General features: G+C 43.0%; 20 protein-coding genes and 1 riboswitch. Of the genes, 3 read left to right on the plus strand and 17 right to left on the minus strand.

Annotated features, from left to right (window positions below; all coding sequences use genetic code 11):
- The first annotated feature begins 64 nt into the window (after window positions 1-64).
- Window positions 65-1,024: a mechanosensitive ion channel family protein gene (locus P255_RS12120; RefSeq protein WP_370664281.1), complete on the plus strand. Its 960-nt coding sequence runs from the start codon at window positions 65-67 to the stop codon at window positions 1,022-1,024.
- Here the strand turns inward: P255_RS12120 and P255_RS12125 are convergent.
- The 3 genes from P255_RS12125 to prfB form a co-directional block, all read right to left on the minus strand.
- Window positions 1,013-1,717 carry a 16S rRNA (uracil(1498)-N(3))-methyltransferase gene (locus P255_RS12125; protein ID WP_004902645.1) on the minus strand — a complete coding sequence of 235 codons (705 nt, stop codon included), beginning with the start codon at window positions 1,715-1,717 and terminating at the stop codon, window positions 1,013-1,015. The two genes, P255_RS12120 and P255_RS12125, sit on opposite strands and share 12 nt — an antisense overlap.
- On the minus strand, window positions 1,714-3,021 hold the full coding sequence (locus tag P255_RS12130) for a 3-deoxy-D-manno-octulosonic acid transferase (RefSeq protein ID WP_004902649.1): 1,308 nt from the start codon (window positions 3,019-3,021) through the stop codon (window positions 1,714-1,716). The genes P255_RS12125 and P255_RS12130 overlap by 4 nt, the downstream gene beginning before the upstream one ends.
- A 131-nt stretch (window positions 3,022-3,152) precedes the next feature.
- Window positions 3,153-4,293, minus strand: a protein-coding gene (gene prfB, locus P255_RS12135) for a peptide chain release factor 2 (RefSeq protein WP_155756909.1) whose coding sequence is annotated in 2 segments (ribosomal slippage) — window positions 3,153-4,175 and window positions 4,177-4,293 — 1,140 coding nt in all. Because the reading frame shifts where the segments join, the coding sequence is not laid out codon by codon here.
- Between the two features lie 323 nt (window positions 4,294-4,616).
- Here prfB and P255_RS12140 point away from each other — a divergent pair.
- Window positions 4,617-5,393, plus strand: coding sequence for a putative porin (locus P255_RS12140; protein WP_004902653.1), 777 nt, complete (start codon window positions 4,617-4,619; stop codon window positions 5,391-5,393).
- A 41-nt stretch (window positions 5,394-5,434) separates the two neighbouring features.
- Here P255_RS12140 and recJ read toward each other — a convergent pair whose 3' ends face one another.
- The 10 genes from recJ to P255_RS12190 form a co-directional block, all read right to left on the minus strand.
- On the minus strand, window positions 5,435-7,138 hold the full coding sequence (gene recJ / locus P255_RS12145; RefSeq protein WP_004902654.1) for a single-stranded-DNA-specific exonuclease RecJ: 1,704 nt from the start codon (window positions 7,136-7,138) through the stop codon (window positions 5,435-5,437).
- A complete protein-coding gene (gene pdxH, locus P255_RS12150) occupies window positions 7,139-7,795 on the minus strand; it encodes a pyridoxamine 5'-phosphate oxidase (protein ID WP_035365579.1) in 657 nt (218 codons plus the stop codon). It lies immediately after the preceding gene.
- A gap of 11 nt (window positions 7,796-7,806) precedes the next feature.
- Complete coding sequence (gene glmM / locus P255_RS12155) at window positions 7,807-9,135, minus strand: phosphoglucosamine mutase (RefSeq protein ID WP_004902656.1); 1,329 nt, start codon at window positions 9,133-9,135, stop codon at window positions 7,807-7,809.
- 138 nt (window positions 9,136-9,273) lie between these two features.
- Window positions 9,274-10,740: an IMP dehydrogenase gene (gene guaB / locus P255_RS12160; protein WP_004902658.1), complete on the minus strand. Its 1,467-nt coding sequence runs from the start codon at window positions 10,738-10,740 to the stop codon at window positions 9,274-9,276.
- A 124-nt stretch (window positions 10,741-10,864) separates the two neighbouring features.
- Complete coding sequence (locus P255_RS12165) at window positions 10,865-11,659, minus strand: oxygen-binding di-iron domain-containing protein (protein ID WP_004902660.1); 795 nt, start codon at window positions 11,657-11,659, stop codon at window positions 10,865-10,867.
- Window positions 11,660-11,810: 151 nt separating this feature from the next.
- Window positions 11,811-12,395: a TMEM165/GDT1 family protein gene (locus P255_RS12170; protein WP_004902663.1), complete on the minus strand. Its 585-nt coding sequence runs from the start codon at window positions 12,393-12,395 to the stop codon at window positions 11,811-11,813.
- Window positions 12,396-12,477: 82 nt separating this feature from the next.
- Window positions 12,478-12,622: riboswitch (yybP-ykoY riboswitch) on the minus strand.
- Between the two features lie 202 nt (window positions 12,623-12,824).
- Window positions 12,825-13,133, minus strand: coding sequence for a hypothetical protein (locus P255_RS12175; protein WP_044450407.1), 309 nt, complete (start codon window positions 13,131-13,133; stop codon window positions 12,825-12,827).
- 143 nt (window positions 13,134-13,276) lie between these two features.
- The gene (locus P255_RS12180; protein WP_004902666.1) at window positions 13,277-15,241 is read right to left on the minus strand and encodes a 2-oxo acid dehydrogenase subunit E2; all 1,965 of its coding nucleotides are present in this window, start codon (window positions 15,239-15,241) and stop codon (window positions 13,277-13,279) included.
- Between the two features lie 2 nt (window positions 15,242-15,243).
- Complete coding sequence (aceE, locus tag P255_RS12185) at window positions 15,244-17,946, minus strand: pyruvate dehydrogenase (acetyl-transferring), homodimeric type (RefSeq protein WP_004902668.1); 2,703 nt, start codon at window positions 17,944-17,946, stop codon at window positions 15,244-15,246.
- A gap of 248 nt (window positions 17,947-18,194) precedes the next feature.
- Window positions 18,195-18,881, minus strand: coding sequence for a M23 family metallopeptidase (locus P255_RS12190; protein WP_004902670.1), 687 nt, complete (start codon window positions 18,879-18,881; stop codon window positions 18,195-18,197).
- A gap of 114 nt (window positions 18,882-18,995) precedes the next feature.
- Here P255_RS12190 and P255_RS12195 point away from each other — a divergent pair, with 114 nt between their 5' ends.
- A complete protein-coding gene (locus P255_RS12195) occupies window positions 18,996-19,433 on the plus strand; it encodes a hypothetical protein (protein ID WP_004902674.1) in 438 nt (145 codons plus the stop codon).
- A gap of 97 nt (window positions 19,434-19,530) precedes the next feature.
- On the opposite strand, the gene lpxC is transcribed toward P255_RS12195, so the two are convergent.
- The 4 genes from lpxC to P255_RS12215 form a co-directional block, all read right to left on the minus strand.
- The gene (gene lpxC, locus P255_RS12200; RefSeq protein WP_004902675.1) at window positions 19,531-20,433 is read right to left on the minus strand and encodes a UDP-3-O-acyl-N-acetylglucosamine deacetylase; all 903 of its coding nucleotides are present in this window, start codon (window positions 20,431-20,433) and stop codon (window positions 19,531-19,533) included.
- Between the two features lie 123 nt (window positions 20,434-20,556).
- Window positions 20,557-21,753, minus strand: coding sequence for a cell division protein FtsZ (ftsZ, locus tag P255_RS12205; protein ID WP_004902677.1), 1,197 nt, complete (start codon window positions 21,751-21,753; stop codon window positions 20,557-20,559).
- Between the two features lie 166 nt (window positions 21,754-21,919).
- Entirely contained in the window at window positions 21,920-23,182 is a 1,263-nt protein-coding gene (gene ftsA / locus P255_RS12210) for a cell division protein FtsA (RefSeq protein ID WP_004902678.1), read from the minus strand.
- Between the two features lie 59 nt (window positions 23,183-23,241).
- Entirely contained in the window at window positions 23,242-24,102 is an 861-nt protein-coding gene (locus P255_RS12215; RefSeq protein ID WP_004902681.1) for a cell division protein FtsQ/DivIB, read from the minus strand.

Consider the following 24,102-nt stretch of genomic DNA (forward strand, 5'->3'; position numbering starts at 1 on the left):
AAGGCAAAATATAGCGCTTTGAAGTTTGGAACAAATCGACGTGGCAGAGCATCAATCCTCAACCATACAAAATGTGGCACAAGATACCACTCAACTGCTACAAGAAGCGGGCAAAAAAACCACGCAAACAGTATTGGAACATAGCAGCAAGTACCATGATGCGTATACGACGATCGACAAGATCATGGACAGTTTCTGGGAACGTGTTCCTTATATCTGTATTGCCATTGTGGTCTTTATCATTTTCTGGTTATTGACCAAACTGTTTAAATTCTTTGTGCGTAAAACGCTGGAAAATCGCTCCTATACTCGCCAAAATCTGGTTTTAGTACTCAACCGCGTCGGTACATCTGCCATTTTATTCTTTGGTTTTCTGATTGCGCTCGTGATTTCGATCCCTGGCTTCACCCCTGGGCAACTGATGAGTGCTTTGGGAATCGGTTCTGTTGCCATCGGTTTTGCATTTAAAGATATTTTTCAGAACCTGCTATCAGGGCTGTTAATTTTGCTCAGCGAACCTTTCCGTATTGGCGATGACATTATCTGTAATGGTCTGGAAGGAACGGTTGAAGATATTCAGATTCGCGCCACTTTTTTACGTTCTTACGATGGTCGTCGCATCGTGATTCCAAATGCCACGGTTTATACCAGCGCGATTACGGTCAATACAGCCTATCAGCGTCGCCGCTGTGAGTTTGTGGTCGGGATTGGCTATGAAGACGATGTGAAAAAAGCCAAAGAAATTATTTTAAAAATTCTGGATGAAAACCGCAATGTGTTGAGCCAGCCTGCGTTCTCGGTCAATGTCACGGCTTTGGCAGATTTCTCGGTCAATCTGACGGTACGCTGGTGGGTAGATACAACTGAAACCACGATTGCTGCCTCAGCCAGTGAAATTCAGGAACATGTCATGCTGGCTTTTGAAGAACATCAGATTTCGATTCCATACCCAATTCGTGAAGTCAAAGTTCATCGTGCCGAGCCACATACCGATGAGATTGCTGTCAAAGCCTCAGGCAGTTAAACGCCCCAAAATATACGAGACCGCTGTTTCAGTTCTTAAAATCCGGTTGCCTAAGCTAAAACTTTGGCAACCGTTTTTTTCGAGCAAATCAATCTCATAAGGAATAAAGCCACCTTCAGGGCCAATCAATAACTGGCAATGCGTTGCCTGCAAGCCAGATATGCCCTGCTCTACATACGGATGTGCCACAAAACTCGGACACTCTGCCGTTGTCCACTCTGACAAGACATCTTCCACGAACGGTTTGAAACGGCGATACAGCTCAATTTTAGGCACAATCGTATCACCCGCTTGCTCCAGACCCAGTGTAACGTAATCATCTAGCTGCTGTAAAAATGGCGTTTGCCAGTAACTTTTATCGACCCGATAACTATGGATCAGTACTAGCTTTTCCACGCCCAAGGTCACACTGTCCATCACCAGACGACGCAACACTTTCGGGCGAGGCAAAGCCACAATGAGCGTTACGGGCAATTTTTCAGGAATCGCCAATTCCTGTACAGGTTTGACCAGTACTTGCTCTGCCGAAACGGCCAGTACTTCAGTCAGGTAGCGTTTGCCTTCCCGAATACCCACCTTAAGCTGATCACCCACTTTGAGATCCAGATGTTGCTGCAAATGTTGTAACTGACGGGGTTCGCGAATTGCCCAAACATCACTTTCGGGTGGCTGAGCCAACAAAACCAGATTCATACGCTTGCCAAGAACTGATCAATGAGTTGAATATGGCGCAGCACCGAACCTTGGTTGCTGTGCAAAATTGTGGTGGCATGTTGCAGCATATGCTGACGCTGGTCAGTATTTTCGAGCAGAGCAAGGAGTTGCTCCTGTGCTTGCACCGCATCCTGTACAATGTTGACCGCATCTTGTTTCACGAACTCATCCACGATCACTTGGAAATTAAAATAATTTTTACCCAATACCGTCGCAACACCCAGTGCTACAGGCTCTAGGATATTATGCCCGCCCCCTGGTTCATTGAGTGAACCACCAACATAGGCCACCTGACTCAAGGCATACCATAACCATAATTCACCCATGCTGTCTGCCAGATAGACTTGAGTATTGGCATCAATAGCCTGCTGCAAACTACGACGTTTGGTATTTAGGCCCAATTGCTGCGTAATCTGAAAAACTTCATCAAAACGCTCAGGATGGCGAGGAACAACAATACACAATAAATTTTGGTCTGCCTGTAATGCTGCTTTCAGTTCAGTTAACAGTTGCAGTTCTTCAGGAGCATGGGTACTGGCAAGTACCATAATTTTGCGGTGGCTTAACTGCCAATCTTGTTTGAGCTGTGCTGCTTTGGTCACGACCCAGTCAGGTGCGGTAATGTCAAATTTGACATTGCCCACCACACTCATCTCACTCACAGATTTCCCCAAATCGGCAAAACGCTGCAAGGTGGCCTGATCCTGTGCCGCAATCCAGTTTAACTGACTCAGCATCGGATACGTCAGGCGTTTCAATTTGGCATAGCCTTTGGCAGATTTTTCAGACAGGCGTGCATTGAGTAAAAGCTGTGGAATACCACGCTGTGCCACACATTGCAGCAGATTTGGCCACAGCTCAGTTTCCATGAGCAGTAAAATTTTTGGTTGGTAACAATCAATAAAAGCATCCAGTAATGGTTGCTGATCGACTGGTAAAAAGACTGCTTGAAACAGTTCAGGGTAACGCTGCGCAAACAAGGCTTTTGCCCGTGCCTGACCTGTGCGTGTGGTATTGGTGATCAGAACAGGCTGACCTTGCTGTAAATAATGCTCAACCAAAGGTTGTGCCGCATTGGTTTCACCCACAGAAACGGCATGAAACCAGATCACCTGACGGTTTTTAGCAGGTTGAAAAGGGCCAAAACGTTCCGTTAACTCATCTTGAAAATCAGCAAGATGCCCTGAGCGTTTGTTTAAACGCCAGCGATAAATTGGCTTAATACATGCCAAAAGCCAATTGTACCAAAAGGGAGTTTTGAAAAAAGGAACGGGCTGGATCATCCAAATCTGAAGTCACAAAAAATTTGTGCCTATTATGCGTAAATTTTCTCAAAAGAACAGATGCAATCTGCAACAAGAAAAAAGCCAATGTAAATTCCTACATTGGCTTTTTGGAGATCCGCAAGAAACAATTACAACCCTTGTTTCAAGCTCGCTTCAATAAATTTGTCCAGATCACCATCTAGAACAGCACCTGTGTTCGAGTTTTCAACACCTGTACGCAAATCTTTAATCCGAGAGTCATCAAGGACATAAGAACGAATCTGACTACCCCAGCCAATATCAGATTTTGAATCTTCAAGCGCTTGAGCAGCTTCATTACGCTTGCTCATTTCCAGTTCGTACAATTTGGCACGTAACTGTTTCCACGCGTGGTCACGGTTGGCGTGTTGTGAACGCTGGTTCTGACATGCCACCACAATTCCTGTTGGAATATGGGTTAAACGTACCGCAGAGTCAGTTTTGTTAATATGCTGACCACCTGCACCCGAAGCACGGTAAGTATCGGTACGTACATCGGATGGATTGATATCGATTTCAATATTGTCATCTACTTCAGGAGAGACAAATACCGCAGAGAACGATGTATGGCGACGGTTACCCGAGTCAAATGGTGACTTACGCACTAAACGATGTACACCCGATTCGGTACGCAACCAGCCATAGGCATACTCACCTTCCACACGAATGGTTGCAGATTTAATCCCCGCAACGTCGCCGTCCGATTCTTCCATCAGTTCAGCTTTAAAGCCATGACGTTCGATCCAGCGCATATACATACGTAATAGCATCGAAGCCCAGTCTTGTGCTTCTGTACCACCCGAACCTGCCTGAATTTCCACATAGCATGGATTTGGGTCCATTGGATTGCTAAACATACGGCGGAATTCAAGTTTTGCCAGTTCTTCTTCTGCCGAAGTGAGTTCAGCCTGTACATCTTCCAGCAGACCTTCATCATCGGCTTCCACAGCCAAATCCAGCATGGCTTGAGCATCTTCAAGTTGTGTTGCCAAACCATCAAGGACATTTAAAACGTTTTCCAGCTCACCTTTTTCTTTGGCCATCGCTTGTGCACGGCTTTGATCATTCCAGATCGCAGGGTCTTCAAGTTCACGTAGGACTTCTTCTAAACGTTCTTTTTTCAGATCGTAGTCAAAGATACCCCCGTAGTGTTTGACTACGATCAGTTAAATCTTTTAGTTGGTTTAGATACGGATTGATTTCCACGTGAAATTTCTCTCTACAGCCATAAAATTTTCGGCATTTTAACATAGAGTCTGATCTGACGATATGCTGGTATTTTTGAAAAAGAACATGATGATTCGGGGCTCAACGACCTGCTTGCAAAAACAGGTTACATACTCTGTAACAAAAAAATTGCTGTTTATTTGAGCTAAAAACACAAGACCACAACACTATTAATAAACGGCTACATTTTATTTTTTAAATAATTATCAATTATTTAATTTGATTTTTTTACATGTACTTACGTTTGTACTGTTCAATTACTTTCCGATAATTGACCCATGAGTATTTTTTACTAGACTTAAAGATGTAACAAAAAATGAAAATAGGCTTTCTAAGGAGAAAGTGATATGAAAAAAATACTGATTGCAACGACAGCACTTTTTGCAGGATTAAGTGTCACTAGCGTGGCAAATGCCTATCAAGCTGAAGTTGGCGGTTCTTATAACTACTTAGACCCAGATCATGCCAGCGGCGTCAGTCAGTTTGGTGTCAATGGTACTTATTATTTTAATCCTGTAGAAACCCGTAACGCGCCTTTGGCAGAAGCTGCATTTTTAGACCGTGCCAGTAACGTACACGCCAATGCCAGCTATGGTGACAACAGTGGTACAAAAAACACCACCTACAGCGGTGGTGTGGAATATTACATTCCAAACTCTGACTTTTACTTAGGTGGTAATGTTGGACGAAACGAATTCAAAGTCGATAATACAAATATTAATCTCAAAACAACATTGTATAACGCTGAAGTCGGCTACTTACCTGCACCAGGTTTACTGGTTGCAGTAGGTGCACAAGGCTATGATACCCAGCATGGTAGCAATGGAGTCGATCCAACCTTACGTGCCAAATATGTGACTCAAATCGGTCAACATGACATTAACCTCGAAGCCCGTGGTGTATTCGGTGACAAGGAAAATAAACAGTACTATGTGGCAGGTGATTACTACATCGATAAAACGTTAAGTATTGGTGCAGATTACAGTAAAGATAAATCCATTAATCAAGACCAATGGGGCTTAACTGCGAAAAAATACTTTAACAACAACGTCAGTGTCGATGGTCGTTTAGGCTTCGGTGATGACTACAATACCTATAGTGTAGGCGCATCTTACCGTTTCTAAAATCACACACATAAAAAAACCGCTCTATATGAGCGGTTTTTTTATTGTTCTAAATGAATGATATGCAACTGCAAATTGGTTGCGCCATTAAACGTATTTTTTTCTAGTCGATACACCAAACGAACCTGCATTTGCATCGGATCAAACTCAAAACGATCAATCGCATTAAAGGCAATCGCATCAAGGCTTTGCCCATTTTCCATCCCTAGGCGAAGCTTTAAATGCCGCTCTTTCAGCCAACGATAGTCTAAAACAGCAAAAGTCCCTTCAAAAGTCGGCAATGGAAATTTTTGTCCCCAAGGGCCAAGTTGCTCCAACACATCTAAAGTTTGTAGCTGCAAAGCATCACTTGGCAATTCACCATCTGTCCACAGTACTTCTTCAAATAACTGTGCATCCATCTCTGCAATCAGTGCATTAAAGACTTGCTGGAATTCAGCAAAATATTGTTTTTCAATGGTTAAGCCTGCCGCCGCCGCATGCCCACCAAAATAACGAACCAAGTGCGGATGACGCTCGGCAACCAGTTCAATTGCATCGCGGATATGAACACCATCAATCGAACGTGCTGAACCTTTGAGATGAATCCCATCTTCATCTGCCGCAAAAATAATACTGGGGCGATGAAACTGTTCTTTCAGGCGACCAGCAACAATTCCAATAACACCTTGATGCCAATGTGGCTCAAACATTACCAATGCCGCAGGTAAATGTTCCTGATCTAAACGAATCTGCTCTAAAGTTTGCAGGGCATCTTGTTTGATTTGTGATTCAACCTGACGGCGCTCTTGGTTCAGCTGATGCAGTTGCTGTGCCAGTTGGTACGCTTGCTGCGCGTCTTGTGCCAATAGACATTCAATGCCTATGTCCATGGTTTCCATACGCCCTGCAGCATTGATTCGGGGGCCAAGCACAAAACCCAAATCTTGTGCCTGTAGCTCTACAGGGTCACGCCCCGCAATATCCAGTAATGCCAATATGCCTAAACGACATTGCTGCTGACGCATGCGTTGTACACCCGCATCCACCAAAATACGGTTGTTATAGTCAAGACTTGCAACATCGGCATAAGTACCCAATGCCACCAAATCCAGATATTGGGTCAGTTGACTACTACGTTTCCCCTGCTGGCGGCGCAAACTGGCAAGATTCGCCAGTACATAAAAGGCAACACCTACACCTGCGAGTGACTTACTCGGAAAATCACAGCCAAGTTGATTCGGATTGACCACAGCATCAGCATTGGGTGTCGGCTTAGTCGTTAAGTGATGGTCAGTAATAATCACTTGCATACCATGTTGCTGAGCTTGCTCTACTCCTGCATGACTGGAAATGCCATTATCAACGGTAATCATCAGTTTTGGTTGATATTTTTCCTGTACCAAATCTGCAATTTTCGGGGTTAGGCCATAGCCATACTTAAAGCGATCGGGCACGACATAATCAACTTTTGCGCCCATGTCACGCAAGGCTAATAACATCAATGCGGTACTGGTTGCGCCATCGGCATCATAATCTCCGACAATCACAATTTGCTGCTGTTGATCAATCGCAGCATCGATGAGTTGAATCGCGGTTTGCAATCCTTTGAGCTTTGGCGGCAGTAAATGCTTAAGTTTAAGATCTAACTCTTGCACCGAAGCCACGCCACGACGCGCCAGAATTTGGGCGATAAAAGGTAACATGCCCTGAAAATCTTCAGGGCATGTTAGCAAAGGTCTTTGTTTAATTTGTATTTTTTTCATTTATGGCATTAAACGTTGCAGAATCCACTGTCCATCTTGCAATTCATAACGCAAACGGTCATGTAGACGGTTTGGACGACCTTGCCAAAATTCATAGCTTTCAGGCTGCAAACGATAACCACCCCAGAACTCAGGTTTTTTCAACTCGGTTTCTTCAGCCACAGCATCGTGCAAAGTTTCAAAACGTTGTTGTAACTCTTTACGCCCTGAAATAACTCCGCTTTGTGGGGTGCTGATATGTGCGGCAATTTGGCTATCGCGCGGACGTTTATGATAATAGTCAGTAGATTCTGCTTCAGCGATTTTACTCACTCGGCCATGAATACGTACCTGACGCTCTAGGCTTGGCCAGTAAAACAAAAACTCTGCATAAGGATTGGCAGCCAAGTCCAAACCTTTCTGACTGTCATAATTGGTATAAAAGTCATAGCCTGTTTCAGTTGCACCGCGCAATAACAGAGTACGCACATGTGGTCGCCCTTGAGCATCTGCAGTTGCCACAGACATCGCATAGGGTTCATGCAAATTGGCAGCCAAGGCAAAGTTAAACCAGTCTAAAAACTGTTGATGCGGATGAAGCTGCACTTGAGTTTCAAGTAGCTCGCCTTGCTCATAGCTTAAACGTAGTTCACTTAAATCTTTAATTACATCTTTCATCATTGCTTCCCCTAAGCATGTTGACGAATAAGATCTGCCAAGTGATTCGCCAGATCGGTCACTTCTTGTAATTGATCCCCTTCAACCATGACACGAATCAAAGGTTCAGTACCTGACTTACGGATCAGAATCCGTCCTCGTCCTTGCAATTGCTGCTCAGCTTTCTCGAATTCAGCCACCAAAGCAGGGATTGAAAACGGATCAATCATCTGTTCTAAACGGACATTGACCAGCACTTGCGGGAACAAGTGAAAACCTTCCACTAATTCATGTAGTGCTTTGTTTTGTTCAACCATCACGGTTAACACTTGCAGTGCAGAAATAATCGCATCGCCTGTAGTGCTTTTATCGAGGGTCAAAATATGCCCTGAAGGTTCACCACCAATCACCCATTGATTATCTTCAAGTGCTTGTAAAACATAGCGGTCACCGACTTTTGCACGGACAAATGGTACATTGGCTTTTTGTAATGCTAACTCCAGTGCCATATTACTCATCACAGTACCCACAATACCTTTGGGCTTCTGCGAGGCTTGAGTCGCCAGAATATACAGAATGTGATCGCCATCAATCAGGTTACCGAATTTATCAACCAAGATCACGCGGTCAGCATCACCATCAAAAGCAATCCCGATATCGGCTTCATGCTCAAGAACCGCTTTCTGCAAATTGCCTGGATGGGTTGAGCCACAATCTTCATTAATATTCAAACCGTTTGGCTCATTATAAATCGCAGTGACTTTAGCACCCAATTCTAAAAATACGGCAGGCCCAACGTTATAGCCAGCGCCATTGGCACAGTCCACCACAATCCGTAAATTACGTAAATTGAAATGATAAGGGAACGTTGATTTACAAAATTCGATATAACGTCCATTGGCATCTTTAACACGGACACTTTTTCCGAGCTGCGCGGTGTCAGCAATCACGATATCTTTTTGTAATTCTTGGTTAATCGCATTTTGTACGTCATCAGGCAGTTTTTTACCTTCGCCTGAGAAAAATTTAATTCCATTGTCATAATATGGATTATGTGAAGCTGAAATGACAATGCCTGCATCAGCATGCAAAGCGCGTGTCAGATGCGCAATTGCAGGCGTTGGCAGTGGCCCAAGCAAATGTACATAGACACCTGCTGCATTAAGGCCTGCTTGTAGTGCTGACTCTAAAATATAACCGGATAAACGGGTATCTTTCCCCATTACTACCACAGGTTTATGCGTTGGATCTTGTTTTTTAAGAACTTTTCCTGCTGCAAAACCCAGTTTCAATGCAAATTCTGGCGTAATTGGAAGCTGACCAAATTTTCCACGAATTCCGTCTGTGCCAAAATAACTCATGCTGTTCTCACTGGTGTTCTTAGGTTTGTTGAACAAACCCTGTTTCGTCATACATAATTTGTAATACTTTACACCATATCAAAAAAGCCGTCAGTTTATGACGGCTTTTTACATATTTTTTTTACTAAAAACGTCTTATTAACCTACACGGTAATTTGGCGCTTCTTTAGTAATGGTCACATCATGTACGTGAGACTCTTGCATACCTGCTGAGGTAATTTTTACAAATTTGGCGTTTTCACGTAAATCCTGAATGCTCGCAGAACCGGTATAACCCATTGAAGAACGTAAACCGCCCATCATTTGATGTACGATTGCACTCATTGGGCCTTTATAAGGCACACGACCTTCAATACCTTCTGGAACCAGTTTCTCAGCACCAGCTTTAGCATCTTGGAAATAACGATCCGCAGAACCTGAAGAACCTGCCATTGCACCCAAAGACCCCATACCACGGTAAGCTTTGTAGTAACGACCTTGGAAGAATTCAACTTCACCAGGTGCTTCTTCAGTACCTGCCATGAGTGAACCGACCATAATCGTACTTGCACCTGCAGCAATCGCTTTCGCCATATCACCAGAGAAACGGATACCACCATCAGCAATCAATGGAATCTGATCTTTCAACGCACTTGCTACATTGTCAATTGCAGAGATTTGTGGAACCCCGATACCTGCAACAATACGTGTCGTACAGATTGAGCCAGGACCAATCCCCACTTTCACTGCATCCGCCCCTGCATCAAGCAATGCCAAAGCAGCATCGCCAGTGGCAATGTTACCGCCGATGACTTGAACTTGTGGATAGTTTTGTTTAACCCAACGTACACGTTCAATCACACCTGCTGAATGACCATGTGCTGTATCTACAACAATCACGTCAGCACCTGCATCAACAAGAGCCTCAACACGTGCAGGCGTTTCAACACCTGTACCGACTGCTGCACCTACACGCAAGCGACCCAAATCATCTTTACAAGAGTTCGGGAAAGATTCCGCTTTGCGGAAATCCGTTACGGTGATTAAGCCTTTTAAAGCATGGCTATCATCGATAACCAAAACTTTTTCAATGCGATGCTTTTGTAGCAAGGCTTGAATTTCTTCTTTAGAGGCACCTTCTTTTACTGTTACCAAACGCTCTTGCGGCGTCATAATATTGCTAACAGGTTGCTCAAGATGGGTTTCAAAGCGTACATCACGACCTGTTACGATCCCGACAACTTTGCCATCCTGCACTACAGGCACACCACTGATGTTGTTTGCTTTGGTAATTTCGATCAATTCACGCACAGTTGTAGCTGGTGTAACCGTAATCGGGTCTTTCACCATACCTGCTTCGAATTTTTTCACACGGCGTACTTCAGCGGCTTGGGCTGCAATATCCATGTTTTTATGAAGAATACCAATACCACCATTTTGCGCCATAGCAATTGCCATACGTGACTCAGTCACTGTATCCATAGCAGCAGAAACGAGAGGAATATTGAGCTGAATGCCACGAGTTAGGCGTGACTTAAGAGAAACATCTTTTGGGAGGACAGTAGAATAGGCAGGGACTAATAAGACATCATCGAAGGTTAGCGCTTCTTGAACGATGGTCAGCATAACAAACTCACTGGTAAATTCCGTGAGCTATTATAAACAAATTTCTCTTAAAAATGCATGTTCGGAGAAATGAAAATCTGCAAAAAACCCAAATGCCTTGGGTTTTTTGCAATTTAGACACAACTTAAAGCGGTACGCTGAAAATTCGGTCATTCATCAGGTCAATACCGCATTGAAGATTTTCAATCCAGTCCAGGAACTGATTCACCTGCTCTTTACCTATAAATGCCGTACCATGTTGTGGCACGATCATCTCTAGATCCAACTGGCGAACCATCTTGACCCATAAACGAATGATTGAATTGCTTCCCATATAACGCTGGTGGAAACCCTTCATTTTTGGAATATGGTCACTAAAGTTTTCAATTGGCAGATTAGCGTCATCCACCATTGATGCGCCCATATCACCTGAAAACAAGATCTTAGCGACTGGATCATAAAACTGGAAATTCCCCACAGAATGCAGAAAATGCGCAGGAATCGCGACAAGAACACTATTACCCAATGGAATACGCTGACCTTGGTCAGGAAGCTCAATCAGACGTTCTTCCCAACTACCTTTCATACGGTCACTCATAAATGACGAATTCAAGTGGGGTAAAAAACGTGCCCAAAGTTTAGAAGCCACAATTTTTGCATCGGTATACACTAACCAGCGTGGCATAGAAGTAATAATGTCAGGATCCTGATGCGATGCCATGACATAGTCTAAGTTCTTCAGTTTGGTATATTTATTGAGTTCCATCGTCAGTGGGACGTAGGTTAAATCTCCACCTGGATCTAGGACTGCTGCGCGTTCATGGTCAATGATTAAAAACTGGTTGGCTTGTACACCTTCGCCTTTAACTAGACTTGTGAAGCTAATGCATTTATGTGTACCGTTATCAAACAGTACCTGCGATGTTGTACGTTCAAACATCTTTCCTAGGCCCCAAAAAAATGACTAAATTATTATCACGTATAAGTTATATGGATTTTGATTTACATACAATCACAGATGATTAAAAATCTTTAACAAAATTTGCTAAATAGTCAAAAAGACTCAAAAAAATTGAGTCTTTTTTATCAAATTAAAAAATTGCCGACCAATAGTGCTGTGCCAGTGTAACCACACCGACTGCAAGAAAAATAAATGCACCAAACTTATGAATCAGCGCAATTGGCAGTCTGTCCGCCAGTTTATTACCAATAAAGACAGCAGGACCATCGGCAAGCATCATCCCCACCGTAGTACCCAGCATTACCAGAATAACACTATGGAATTGTGCAGCCAAAGCAACCGTTGCAATTTGGGTTTTATCGCCGATTTCTGCCAAAAAGAACAGAATAAAGGTTGCACCAAAGACACCTAGATGTTGCCATTTAGCAATACCATCAGATTCTTCTTCAATTGAATCGGGAATCAGCATCCAGGCTGCCATCGCAATAAAGCCGAGTGCCAAAATCCAGATCATGACGTCCTGAGGAATAACTTGGGTAAGCCACTGACCTAAAACAGCAGACAAACCATGGTTCAGCGTGGTGGCTGCCAAAATTGCAATTAAAATAGGAATCGGTTTACGAAAACGTGCAGCAAGCAGAAGAGCGAGAAGTTGTGTTTTATCACCAATTTCTGAGATAAACACGGCTCCAAGAGAGAACAGGAAAGTTAGCATAAATTTTCTCTGGCTAGCAAAATTTGCCTATGACTTACCCCTCCTGCTAGCCATGATCAGATGATCTGATCGCAGAGTGATAAATCAAAGGTCTTGCCAACAAAAGAAAGCTTGGTGAAAAGCTCATTTGGTTCTTTGCTATGATGACCATGTTCGGTTCAGAACAAGTATGTTGACCATCATCTATTTACAAACGTAAATAGCGGCTACTCCCCAATGAAGTGTGTGGTTATTATATAAATCTAAATTTATTTTTCAAAACATTTCTTTTACGACCCAATAAAAAAATAAATTGAATCCCATCTGTTCAATCCAGTAACTTCATATCTATTTTTCCTTTCCCCTGCTTCTCTCCCAAAAAAGACATACAACGAGAAACTACTTATAAAGATAAAGCAACTGAACGATGCCAATGCTCTAAAAATCAAATCAGGAAAAAAATTTAAAATAACCCCAGACCATTAAACGTATGAGTCCCAATAAAAATGCAAAATATAAACTTAATCCCACGAAACCGAAGCTGGTCCAACCCGCAGCACCCTGTACTTTCATCCCGTCATATTCAATAAATAAGACAAAAATTGCAGCAACCGCCTCAATCCCCAACACGCTATAACTGACCCATGTCCAAGGAAAACTCAAAAGGCTCACCCACATAAACATCAGCAGTAAGACAAGCAGCACAAATGGCAGCATCATCTTTAAATATCCCCAAACATCAGGTAGTTTGTCTTTCATCTTAATGACCAAATTGCTTTTATTTTCAGCTATTTTATGTTTTTTTGAATCTTTGAGAAGACACCATTAGACGTATTTTTTAAATAATGTGCATAAAAAAAACCCCGCCATGGCGAGGTTTTAAATTTTAGTTTAGCTGAAAATTAGAGCAACAAACTACGAATGTCAGCCAATAGTTTGGTCAACTTATTGCTAAAGCGCGCAGCATCTGCACCATTAATCACGCGGTGGTCATAAGACAATGACAATGGCAACATCAAGCGTGGCTCAAACTCTTTACCATTCCATACAGGTTGCATGGTTGCAGGAGAAATACCCAAAATCGCAACTTGTGGCCAGTTCACCAATGGGGTAAACGCTGTACCACCGATTGCGCCCAAGCTTGTAATGGTAAAGTTCGCACCTTGTAAGTCTTTTGGTGATAATTTTTTATCACGCGCTTTCTTACTCAGCTCACCTAACTCAACTGCAATTTGCTTAATGGTTTTTTGGTCTGGGTTACGTAGTACAGGAACCGTCAAACCATCTGGGGTTGCAACTGCAATACCCATATGGATTTCGTTGCGTAACAACACAGATTTACCATCATCTGCCAAGTGGCCTGCAAATTCGCGCTCTTCTTTGAGTAAGTGCGCAACCGCTTTAATGATGAATGCCATAATGGTCAGACTAATGCCTTCTTTCTTAAAGTTGCCTTTAAGATCATTACGCCATGTTTCAAGCTCAGTAATATCAGCAAGGTCAAATTGCGTCACTTGAGGAATAAAGTTATTCAATGACAGTTGCGGAATTGAAACTTGTTGTAAACGAGTCAGAACTTTCTCTTCAACACCACCAAATGCACTGAAGTCTGGTAATGATGGCAAGCCTGATGCAACTGCTGCGGCAGCCGCTTTTGGTGCTTCAACAGGCGCTGTCAAACGCTGTTTCACATAGGCATAAACGTCGTCTTTCATGACGCGGCCATGCTCGCCAGATGTTTTCACCTGTGCCAAGATCACACCAAGTTCGCGTGCTAGCTTACGAACCGCAGGGCCTGCATAAACTTTCGCATTTGCAGCTTGCTGTTCTTTGGTCAGCTTATCGGCACCTTGAGTTGCTGCGACTGGAGCTTCAACTTTGGCTGCTGGTGCTGCCATTGGTACAGTTTCTGCTTTTGTTGCAGCAGGTCCAGGCGTTGCTGCCGCCACTGGTGCAGCCGCTTGACCTTCTGCCGCAATCGTTGCAAGCAAGACACCTTGTGATACGCTTTGACCAGACTGTAGGTGAATGGCTTTCACTACACCTGCGACAGTACTCGGGACTTCAACCGTCGCCTTGTCAGACTCAACTACAACTAGGCTTTGATCCACTTCAACTTTATCGCCGACCTGAACCAAGATTTCAGCCACAACCGCTTTATCTACACCCAGATCAGGCACTTGAATTTCAACATCGCCTGCAGGTTGTGCCTGTTGTACTGGAGCAGCAGCTTGAGCAACTGCAGCAGGTGCTGGTGTTTCTACTGATGGTGCAACAGGTGCTGGTGCAGCAGCAGAAGTTGTTTTAACCTTAATTAAAACCACGCCTTCTTTAACGCTGTCACCTTGTTTAACTTCAATGCTTTCAATCGTACCAGACACTGTACTTGGCACTTCAACAGAGGCTTTATCAGACTCAAGCAAAACAAGACTGTCGTTTTCTGCAATGCTCTCGCCGACTTTTACCAAGATTTCAGCAACAAGGGCTTTTTCTACACCAATGTCAGGTACTTGAACTTCAACCACTTGGCTGCTGGTTACTGCTGGTTGAGCCACAGTTTGTGGTGCTGCAACAGGAGCTGCTGTTTCAGCCACTGGAGCAGGTTTTGCCACTTCTTCTGCTTTGGCAGCAGGCGCTGCGCCTGCTGTTTCAAGCTCAAGCAATACCGTACCTTCAGTAACGCTATCGCCTTCTTTGATCAAGATACTTTTTACCACACCTGCTGAAGTGCTAGGCACTTCAACAGAGGCTTTATCTGATTCAAGCAAAACCAAACTGTCATTTTCAGCAATGCTGTCACCAACTTTAACTAAAATTTCAGCGACTGTTGCTTTATCTACACCGATATCAGGAGTCGTAATTTGCATGATTAGTTCTCCTCTTTATAGTCTGCAACAGCATGCAGTTCAGGTGTTGCTTGCGGTGCCCATGCCACTGGACGGTCTGTATCCAATTCAAAGTTAGAAATCGCATCTTTGACTAAACGTGCATCAACTTCGCCTTCATCAGCCAACTTTTTCAAAGTTGCAACTACGATATGCGCAGCATCTACACCGAAGTAACTACGTAAGTTCGCACGTGTATCTGAACGACCAAAACCGTCTGTACCCAATGCAACAAATGGACGACCATCTGGAAGATAGGCACGGATTTGTTCACTATACGCACGCACGTGATCTGTTGCAGAAACCACAATACCTTCTGTACCACGCAACTGTTGAGATACCCAAGATTCTTTCACTTCTTCAGCAACAGGATGTAGGCGATTGTATTCTTCACATGCCATACCATCACGTGCCAATTCGTTGAAGCTTGTTACACTCCATACGTTTGAATGGATTTGATATTCATCACGTAAGATTTTCGCAGCTTTAATCACTTCACGAAGAATCACACCAGAACCCATCAACTGAACTGTTGCTTTTTCATCTTTTTCGAACAAGTACATACCACGTTTAATGCCTTCCTCAGCACCATCTGGCATTTCAGGATGCTCGTAGTTTTCGTTCATCACGGTTAAGTAATAGAACACACGCTCTTGATTGACATACATGCGTTTTAAACCGTCATGTACGATCACAGCCAACTCATAACCAAAACATGGATCATACGAGATACAGTTTGGAATAGTATTTGCCAAGATATGTGAATGACCGTCTTGGTGCTGTAAGCCTTCACCGTTCAGTGTGGTACGACCCGCAGTTGCACCCAACAAGAAACCTTGTGCTTGTGCATCGCCTGCTGCCCATGCAATATCACCAATACGTTGGAAACCAAACATAGAGTAGTACATGTACATTGGAATCATTGGCAAGTTATTGGTTGAATAACTGGTTGCCAACGCAGCCCATGCGCTCATCGCACCTGCTTCGTTAATCCCTTCTTGTAACATGTGACCGTCTTTTGCTTCACGGTAATGCATCAACTGTTCTTGGTCTTCTGGAGTATATTTTTGACCGTGAGCGGCATAAATACCGAGCTGACGGAACATCCCTTCCAAACCAAAAGTACGTGCTTCATCTGGAACGATTGGCACAACGCGGTCTTTAATCGCTTTCTCTTTCAACAATGCAGCAATTAAACGAACCATCACCATCGTAGTAGATTGTTCTTTACCACCAGAACCACTCAACACTGAGTCAAATACAGATAGTTCAGGAATCGCCAAAGATTCGCTTTCACGACGACGTGCAGGCAAATAACCACCCAAAGACTCACGACGTGCTTTCATGTATTTCATCTCTGGTGAGTTTTCACTAGGACGATAGAATGGAAGCTCTTCAAGTTGCTCATCTGTAAATGGCAAGTTGAAACGGTTACGAACATATTTCAACGATTCAATTTGCATCTTTTTGATTTGGTGCGTTTTATTGACCGCTTCAATTTCTTCAGACAGACCATAACCTTTGACAGTTTTTGCCAAGATTACAGTAGGTTGACCTTTAGCTTTGGTCGCTTCTGCATATGCAGCAAAAACTTTGTACGGGTCGTGACCACCACGGTTCAGGTTATCAATATCTTCATCGCTTAAGTTTTTAACCAAGGCTTCAGCTTCTGGGTATTTACCAAAGAAGTGCGCACGTGTATATGCACCACCTTTTACTTGGTAGCGTTGAAAATCACCATCAACTGCTTCTTCCATTACTGCTTTTAAAGCGCCTGATTCATCTTTATCCAGTAATGGATCCCAATGACGGCCCCAAACCACTTTAATCACACGCCAGCCTGCACCACGGAATAGTGATTCGAGTTCTTGAATGATTTTACCGTTACCACGTACAGGACCATCGAGACGCTGTAAGTTACAGTTGACAACCCAAATCAGGTTATCCAGTTTTTCACGACCTGCCAGTGAAATCGCACCCAAGCTCTCTGGCTCGTCCATTTCACCGTCGCCAAGGTATGCCCAGACTTTACGGTCTTCTTCTTTAATCAAGCCACGGTTCATCAAGTATTTTTGAATATGCGCTTGGTAAATCGACATGATTGGACCAAGACCCATTGAAACCGTTGGGAACTGCCAGTAATCAGGCATTAAATATGGATGTGGATACGATGGTAAACCAACACCTGCAACTTCACGACGGAAGTTGTTCAAATGTTCTTCAGTCAAACGACCTTCTAAGAATGAACGTGCATAAATCCCTGGTGCACAGTGACCTTGATAATAGATCATGTCGCCGCCAAAGTTATCATTGCTTGCACGGAAGAAGTGGTTAAAACCTACATCATACAAGGTTGCTGAAGATGCAAAACTTGCCAAGTGACCACCTAAATCATCACCTGTTTTGTTGGCACGTAACACCATCGCCAGCGCATTCCAACGAATCAAAGCACGGATACGGCGTTCCATGTCTTGGTCACCCGGCATTGCAGGTTGTTCTTCTACAGAAATGGTATTTAGATATGGAGTATTTAGGCGCTGAATAGGAACGTGTTTAGCAATTGCACGCTGATAGAGTTTTTCTAATAAGAAGGCTGCTCGCTCTGTTCCCATATGTTGTAACACTGAATCAAAAGCATCTTCCCATTCTAGGGTTTCTTGCGCGTCAGAATCGCCATAATACGCCATGTTTCACCTTTCCTTAATCATTTTAGACAACCCGTTATTTTTAACATGTTTTAGATTAAAAAGTTATGGCTACTTTTAAATACAACTAGATACCAACATTCATAAAATAAATAATCGTTATCTTTAAAATCCTTATTGACAAAAAAATCGCCCATAAGGGCGATTTTTATAAAATAACAACAAATCAGCAGGAAGATTTAGAGGTTTTTACTGCTGATCTGTCACATTACACATTTAAATATTCAAATTTATGGCAACATCGCAAGATAAGTACTTGGGTTCTTACGTTGACCATCTTGTACGATTTCATAATGTAAATGCGCACCTGTACAACGACCTGTACAACCGACTTTGGCAATTTCTTCGCCCGCCTGTACACGCTCGCCCACGCTCACTAGCAAACGTGATGCATGTGCATAACGAGTGATATAACCATTACCGTGGTTAATTTCAATCATTTGACCATAACCATTGACCCAGCCTGAACGAGTCACGACACCAGAACCAGAAGCGTAAATTGGAGTGCCATTTGGTGCAGCCAAATCTACACCTGGGTGATATTCAGATTTACCAGCAAAATAACGTGTTCCATACTGTGAACTCACACGTACCATACCTGGTAAAGGATTGGCTTTTAACCAAGACAGAACACTTGAACCAGAACCGGTATTTGCAGCAGAAAGGTTTGAACTACCGTATTTTTTAGTGACTGACGCATTGTTAAATTCAACTGATTTATGACCACGAAGTCTCACATTCACATGTGGTGTCGCATCTTCATCATCAACATCATTACTTTCTACTGAGTATGAACCTTGTGCAACTGCACGGCTCAATTGTTCAAGACGATCTGTTGAAGATGGAGTCTCAATTAAATCTGCAAATGTCAGTGGCGTCGAGACCAGTAAAGATAACGCTAATAAAATACGTCGCATAAAAACCTCTAAAAACTGCTTAACTTAAGCATCACGAAAAACAACCTTTGTGCTTCTTGTTTAGACTTAAACAAGGCTCTAAGATGAATGCCATAGCAAAAATCGGACTCTGCCATGTCACAACCTCGGAATCTATTTCAGTCTAATCCCCCCCAAACAAAGGCTGCAAATATTCAGCAACTCACCAAACAAGTACAATATTGGCAGATGCTGACAAAAATCATTCAACCGCTTTTACCACAGCCTGAACAATGGCAAGTGGTTTGCTATCAACATGGTGTCTTAATTATCACAGGGGAAAATCAGGCCATGATTAGCCAACTGGGATATTTACAAAAACATTATGTTGCACAATTATCTCAAAAAGATGAATTAAGAGATTTACAAAAAATTCAAGTTCGTCTGCGTACAAAAAGTATTCAAAAAAGACCGGTAAACAAAGTTCAACCTATCTCAGCAGAAACACAACAAATGTTACAAAGCGCAGCACAGTTTGTGAACGACCCTAAGCTTAGCCAAGCTCTACGCAATTTGGCAAGCGTTATAAAGTAACAAGCTAATTTCGACAGGCTATTTCTCGATATTTCGCTATTTTTCACACAATTTATATTTTTGTATAATCAATGCGCCTGCCTGAAATTTTAAGGGTTTAGCTCACATTCACATACGGAATTGGGCAATCCTTAATGTCATTAAATGTTACAATTTCATAGTTACTCGGATCGCTCTTCACCTGATGCAACAACTGATTGTTCAATGCATGCCCAGACTTGTAAGCATCGAATTTTGCAATAATTTGGTGACCTAGCAAATATAAATCCCCTACTGCATCTAGAATTTTGTGACGTACAAATTCGTCATCGTAGCGTAGCCCTTCTTCATTCACTACACCTGTTTCATCGACACCAATCGCATTTTCTAGGCTTGCACCTAACGCCAGATTATTGGCTTTCAAGAAATCCAGGTCTTTCATAAAACCAAAAGTACGTGCATCACTGACTTCATACACAAAGGTTTCAGTTGAAAAATCAATTGTTGCTGACTGATATTCTTTAGCAAATGCAGGGTGGTCAAAATCAATAGTGAAGTTAAGCTGAAAACCGTGATGTGGGGTAAACGCTGCACGTTTATCGGCAATCGTTGCTTCAACAGGTTTTAAAATTTTAATAAATTTCTTTGGGGCATCTTGTTCAACAAGCCCACCTTGCATCAGCAAGTAAATAAATGGACCCGCGCTACCATCCATAATTGGAACTTCAGAGGCAGAGACTTCTACGATTAAATTATCAATACCCAATGCAGCAATCGCACTCATAACATGTTCAATTGTGCCGACTTTAATTTCATCTTTTACCAAGTTAGAGCACATAAATGCTTCTTGGATCAACATGGCATCTGCAGGTAGGTCTACAGGTGGGTTTAAGTCAATACGACGGAACACAATACCCGAGTCAACCGTATGCGGCACAAAGTTAATCATGACTTTTTGCCCACTGTGTAAACCAATACCACTGGCCTTGACCACACGCTTGAGGGTACGCTGTTTCAACATCTGCTATTGTCTTCTACCTTTACAAACTGCTCAAGATTAGCATAATTAACCATTGATAAAAAACAAAAAAGGTAGGTCTATTGCCTACCTTTTCTCATTTTAGTAAATTAATTACTAAAATAATCACTTACCTTGTTGTTTTTTCAAGTAATCTTGAATACTCATCGGGTTAGGACGTGAGCCACCTGTTGATGTTGCTGCTGGACGTGCAGGTGCGCTATTTGGCTGATACTGGCGCTGAATCGCTGGAATATCATCATCTTCAACGATTTGCTGAGGTTGCTGCTGAGCTACAGCTGCCGCAACGTGTGATGCTGCCTTAGCACGTGCTTCTGCATTATTAGAATTACGAGTCAGACCTGTTGCAATCACAGTAACGCGAATTTCATCACGTGCATCTGGATCAAATACTGTACCAAAGAAGACTTCACCTTCATCAAGGTCAACAATTTGGTTCACCACATCGGTAATGATCTGGGTTTCACGCAAAGTTACATCGTTACCACCTGTAATGTTAATCAACACGCCCTTCGCGTTCATGATATTTACATTATCAAGTAATGGACTACGAATAGCTAAACGTGCAGCTTCTTCTGCGCGGTCTGGACCTGAGCTTTTACCTTCACCCATCATGGCATAACCACGAGTACTCATCGCTGTTTTCAAGTCGGCAAAGTCAAGGTTAATGTGACCTGGGCGTACAACCAGATCAAAAATACTACGTACAGCATTCAGCAATACATCGTCTGCTTTACGATAAGCATCTTGCATAGAAATGTCACCATAGACATTGAGCAAGCGTTCGTTTGGAATAATAATGAGTGAGTCAACAAACTGTTCAAGTGCCTCAATACCTTTTTCAGCGGATTTTTGACGGCGACGACCTTCAAAATTAAATGGTGTCGTAACAACACCCACCGTTAAAATTCCCATTTCTTTGGCAATTTCTGCAACGACAGGAGCAGCACCCGTACCTGTTCCACCACCCATTCCTGCGGTGACAAAGACCATGTCTGCGCCTTCAAGATGCTGGCGGATCAACTCACGGCTTTCTTCCGCTGCAATTTGTCCGACTTCTGGATTAGCACCAGCACCCAAACCGCGTGTGCTTTGTTCACCAAGCTGGATTTTAAATGGGGCATTCATGCGGTCTAAGGCTTGTTTGTCTGTATTCGCACAAACAAATTTTACGCCTTTAATATCAGACTGCACCATATGTTGCACAGCGTTACCGCCACCACCACCTACACCAAATACAGTAAAACGGGCTTGACCGTTACCATCGGTTTGTTCGTCGTCTAAAAATTCAAATGAGGCCATGACCTTGAGTGTTCCTAATGCTTATTGGCAGCCACTTGAGCCCGTATACTGCCTTGAACGTCTATATAAAATACAATTTTTTTAGGATGCTGTGCTAAAGCCATCTTTGTCAAGTATAGAACTTTTTGCTTACAACTTCCCAACAATATGCGCCATCAAAACGGACTTAGAAAATCGATTTTAGTTTATTGTTTAACGAATTCCATCCATTTTTTAAACGATTCATCATCGTTTTATCTCTATTTTCGTCGGCAACTTCAATTGCATCAGGTATTTCACTTTGACTATACATCAATAAACCCGCAGCAGTAGTATATTGCGAACGACGTAAAGCGGCTAAATATGCATCATCTGCACCGACCTGTAAAGGTGGATTACCTAAATGTGCTGAAACCCCAAAGATTCTACGCGCCAAACTGACCATACCTTCAATCTGACAAGCATCACCTGTAAGCACAACGCCATGATATAGTCCGTGGATTGCGCCCGTTTCATCAAGATCATTACGAATAGTATTTAAAATTTGTTCGTAACGCGCAATGATAATTTCACTCAATTCAATACGACTAATGGTCTGCGGCCCTTCAATCCCCTGCACATGCAACATATGATCGGGTTTAACCACATTCATATCGACACAGCCATGCAGAATTTTGATTCGCTCAGCTTCTTCAGTTGTGGTTTGCAAGACAGCAGCGATATCACGGGTCACATGCTCACCGCCCACTGCATAGGTCTTGGTTAATGCTAAACGACCATCGAGGTAAACTGCAAGATTGGTTGTACCCGCACCAATATCGAGTAAGCATACGCCATAATCTTTTTCATCCTGCAACAAGCTCGCTTCGGCTGTTGCCAAGCATGAAATAACCATGCGCTCAACGCCAATATTGGCACCCTTCATCGCACGATCAAGGTTCTGCATGGTGCTAATTGGCAACATCATCAACTGATAGTGCCCTGTCATACTATGTGCTGACATGTTAATTGGGTTAATCACCCATTGTTGGGAATCATCAAGCTCAAAACCCAATGGTACAGCACTAGCAAGATAATGATCTGGCGTAATATGACTGGCCTTAGCAAGTTCTAGTGCACGCACAACTTCATTGGTGGTAATGGTATGATCAGGATTGGCAATCGGGGTACGCCCTGCTGCATAAAAGCTTTTTAAATCAGTACTTGGAATCGAAATCCAGGCAGAATGTACACGACATTCTGCCATATTTTCAGCTTCTGACACTGCATTTTTAATGGCAGAAATCACTTTATCCAGACTAACTATTTTACCTTTGTTCATACCGCGATTGCGCGCAGTTGCCATACCAACAACCTGAATATTGTCAGGTGCATGAACTTTACCTATCAAGACTGAAACTTTATGCGTCCCGATGTCTATTGCTACAACTGAGGGAACCGCTTCACTCATTACCTACTACCATTGATTTATGATTAATTATTGGCATAGCGCCGGCCAGTATTCCAATATTAATGCGCTTGTGCCGTATTTGGCTCACTCGCTGGTGTACTGGCAACATTATTGCTCGCTACAAATTGTCCATGCGAAACAGGTGCTTCACCTCTCCACTGGATTGCCAGCCCATTTCTGTAACGCAAATCTACAGTGGCGATTTGAGACCAAATCGGCTTTAAATCTGTTCCTGCAAGTACACTTAAACGCTGTAGTTTACTCATGGTTTGATCCTGATCCACAATAATGCGTAATCCTGAATCAAACTGCATAAACCACGTCATGCGCTCGGTTAAATACAACTCTTTTAAATGGAGATTAAAAGGTTGAAATAGTTGATTTATCTCATTATAACGTCGCATCATCAACTGTGACTGGCTAATCGGCCCATGTAACAATGGTAAATCATTGTGTGGCTGCGGTGCAGCTTCACTATACACATCGCCATTGTCACTCAGTAAACGTCCTGTTCCCCAGCGCGCAATCGGGTGACGAGGGAAAACTCGCACACGAATTGCATTTGGCCATGCACGAGAAATAACAACCCGATCAACCCATGAAATTTCTAAAGTCCGATCACGGATTTTTTCCAAGTCTGAAGTAAAATAATTATCTCGTATAATCGGTTTAACGTACGTACCAACTTGCTGAGCTTCTAGAGCAGAATCATTACCGACCACTTGCAAATCTGCAACACGCGCATCTGTAATAATCTTATATAACCCATAAGCTCCTGCAATAAAAACAGTTGTTGCAATTATTAACAATATCCATCCGCCCCAATTTGCCATTTTCTCGGCACGTGTGGGCGGCTTTTCATGAATAGAGGTGACTGCTGCGCGTGATTTGCGACGCATTGAAGCTGGTAATTGCGCCAT

This window comes from Acinetobacter brisouii CIP 110357 (assembly GCF_000488275.1).
Taxonomy (GTDB): domain Bacteria; phylum Pseudomonadota; class Gammaproteobacteria; order Pseudomonadales; family Moraxellaceae; genus Acinetobacter; species Acinetobacter brisouii.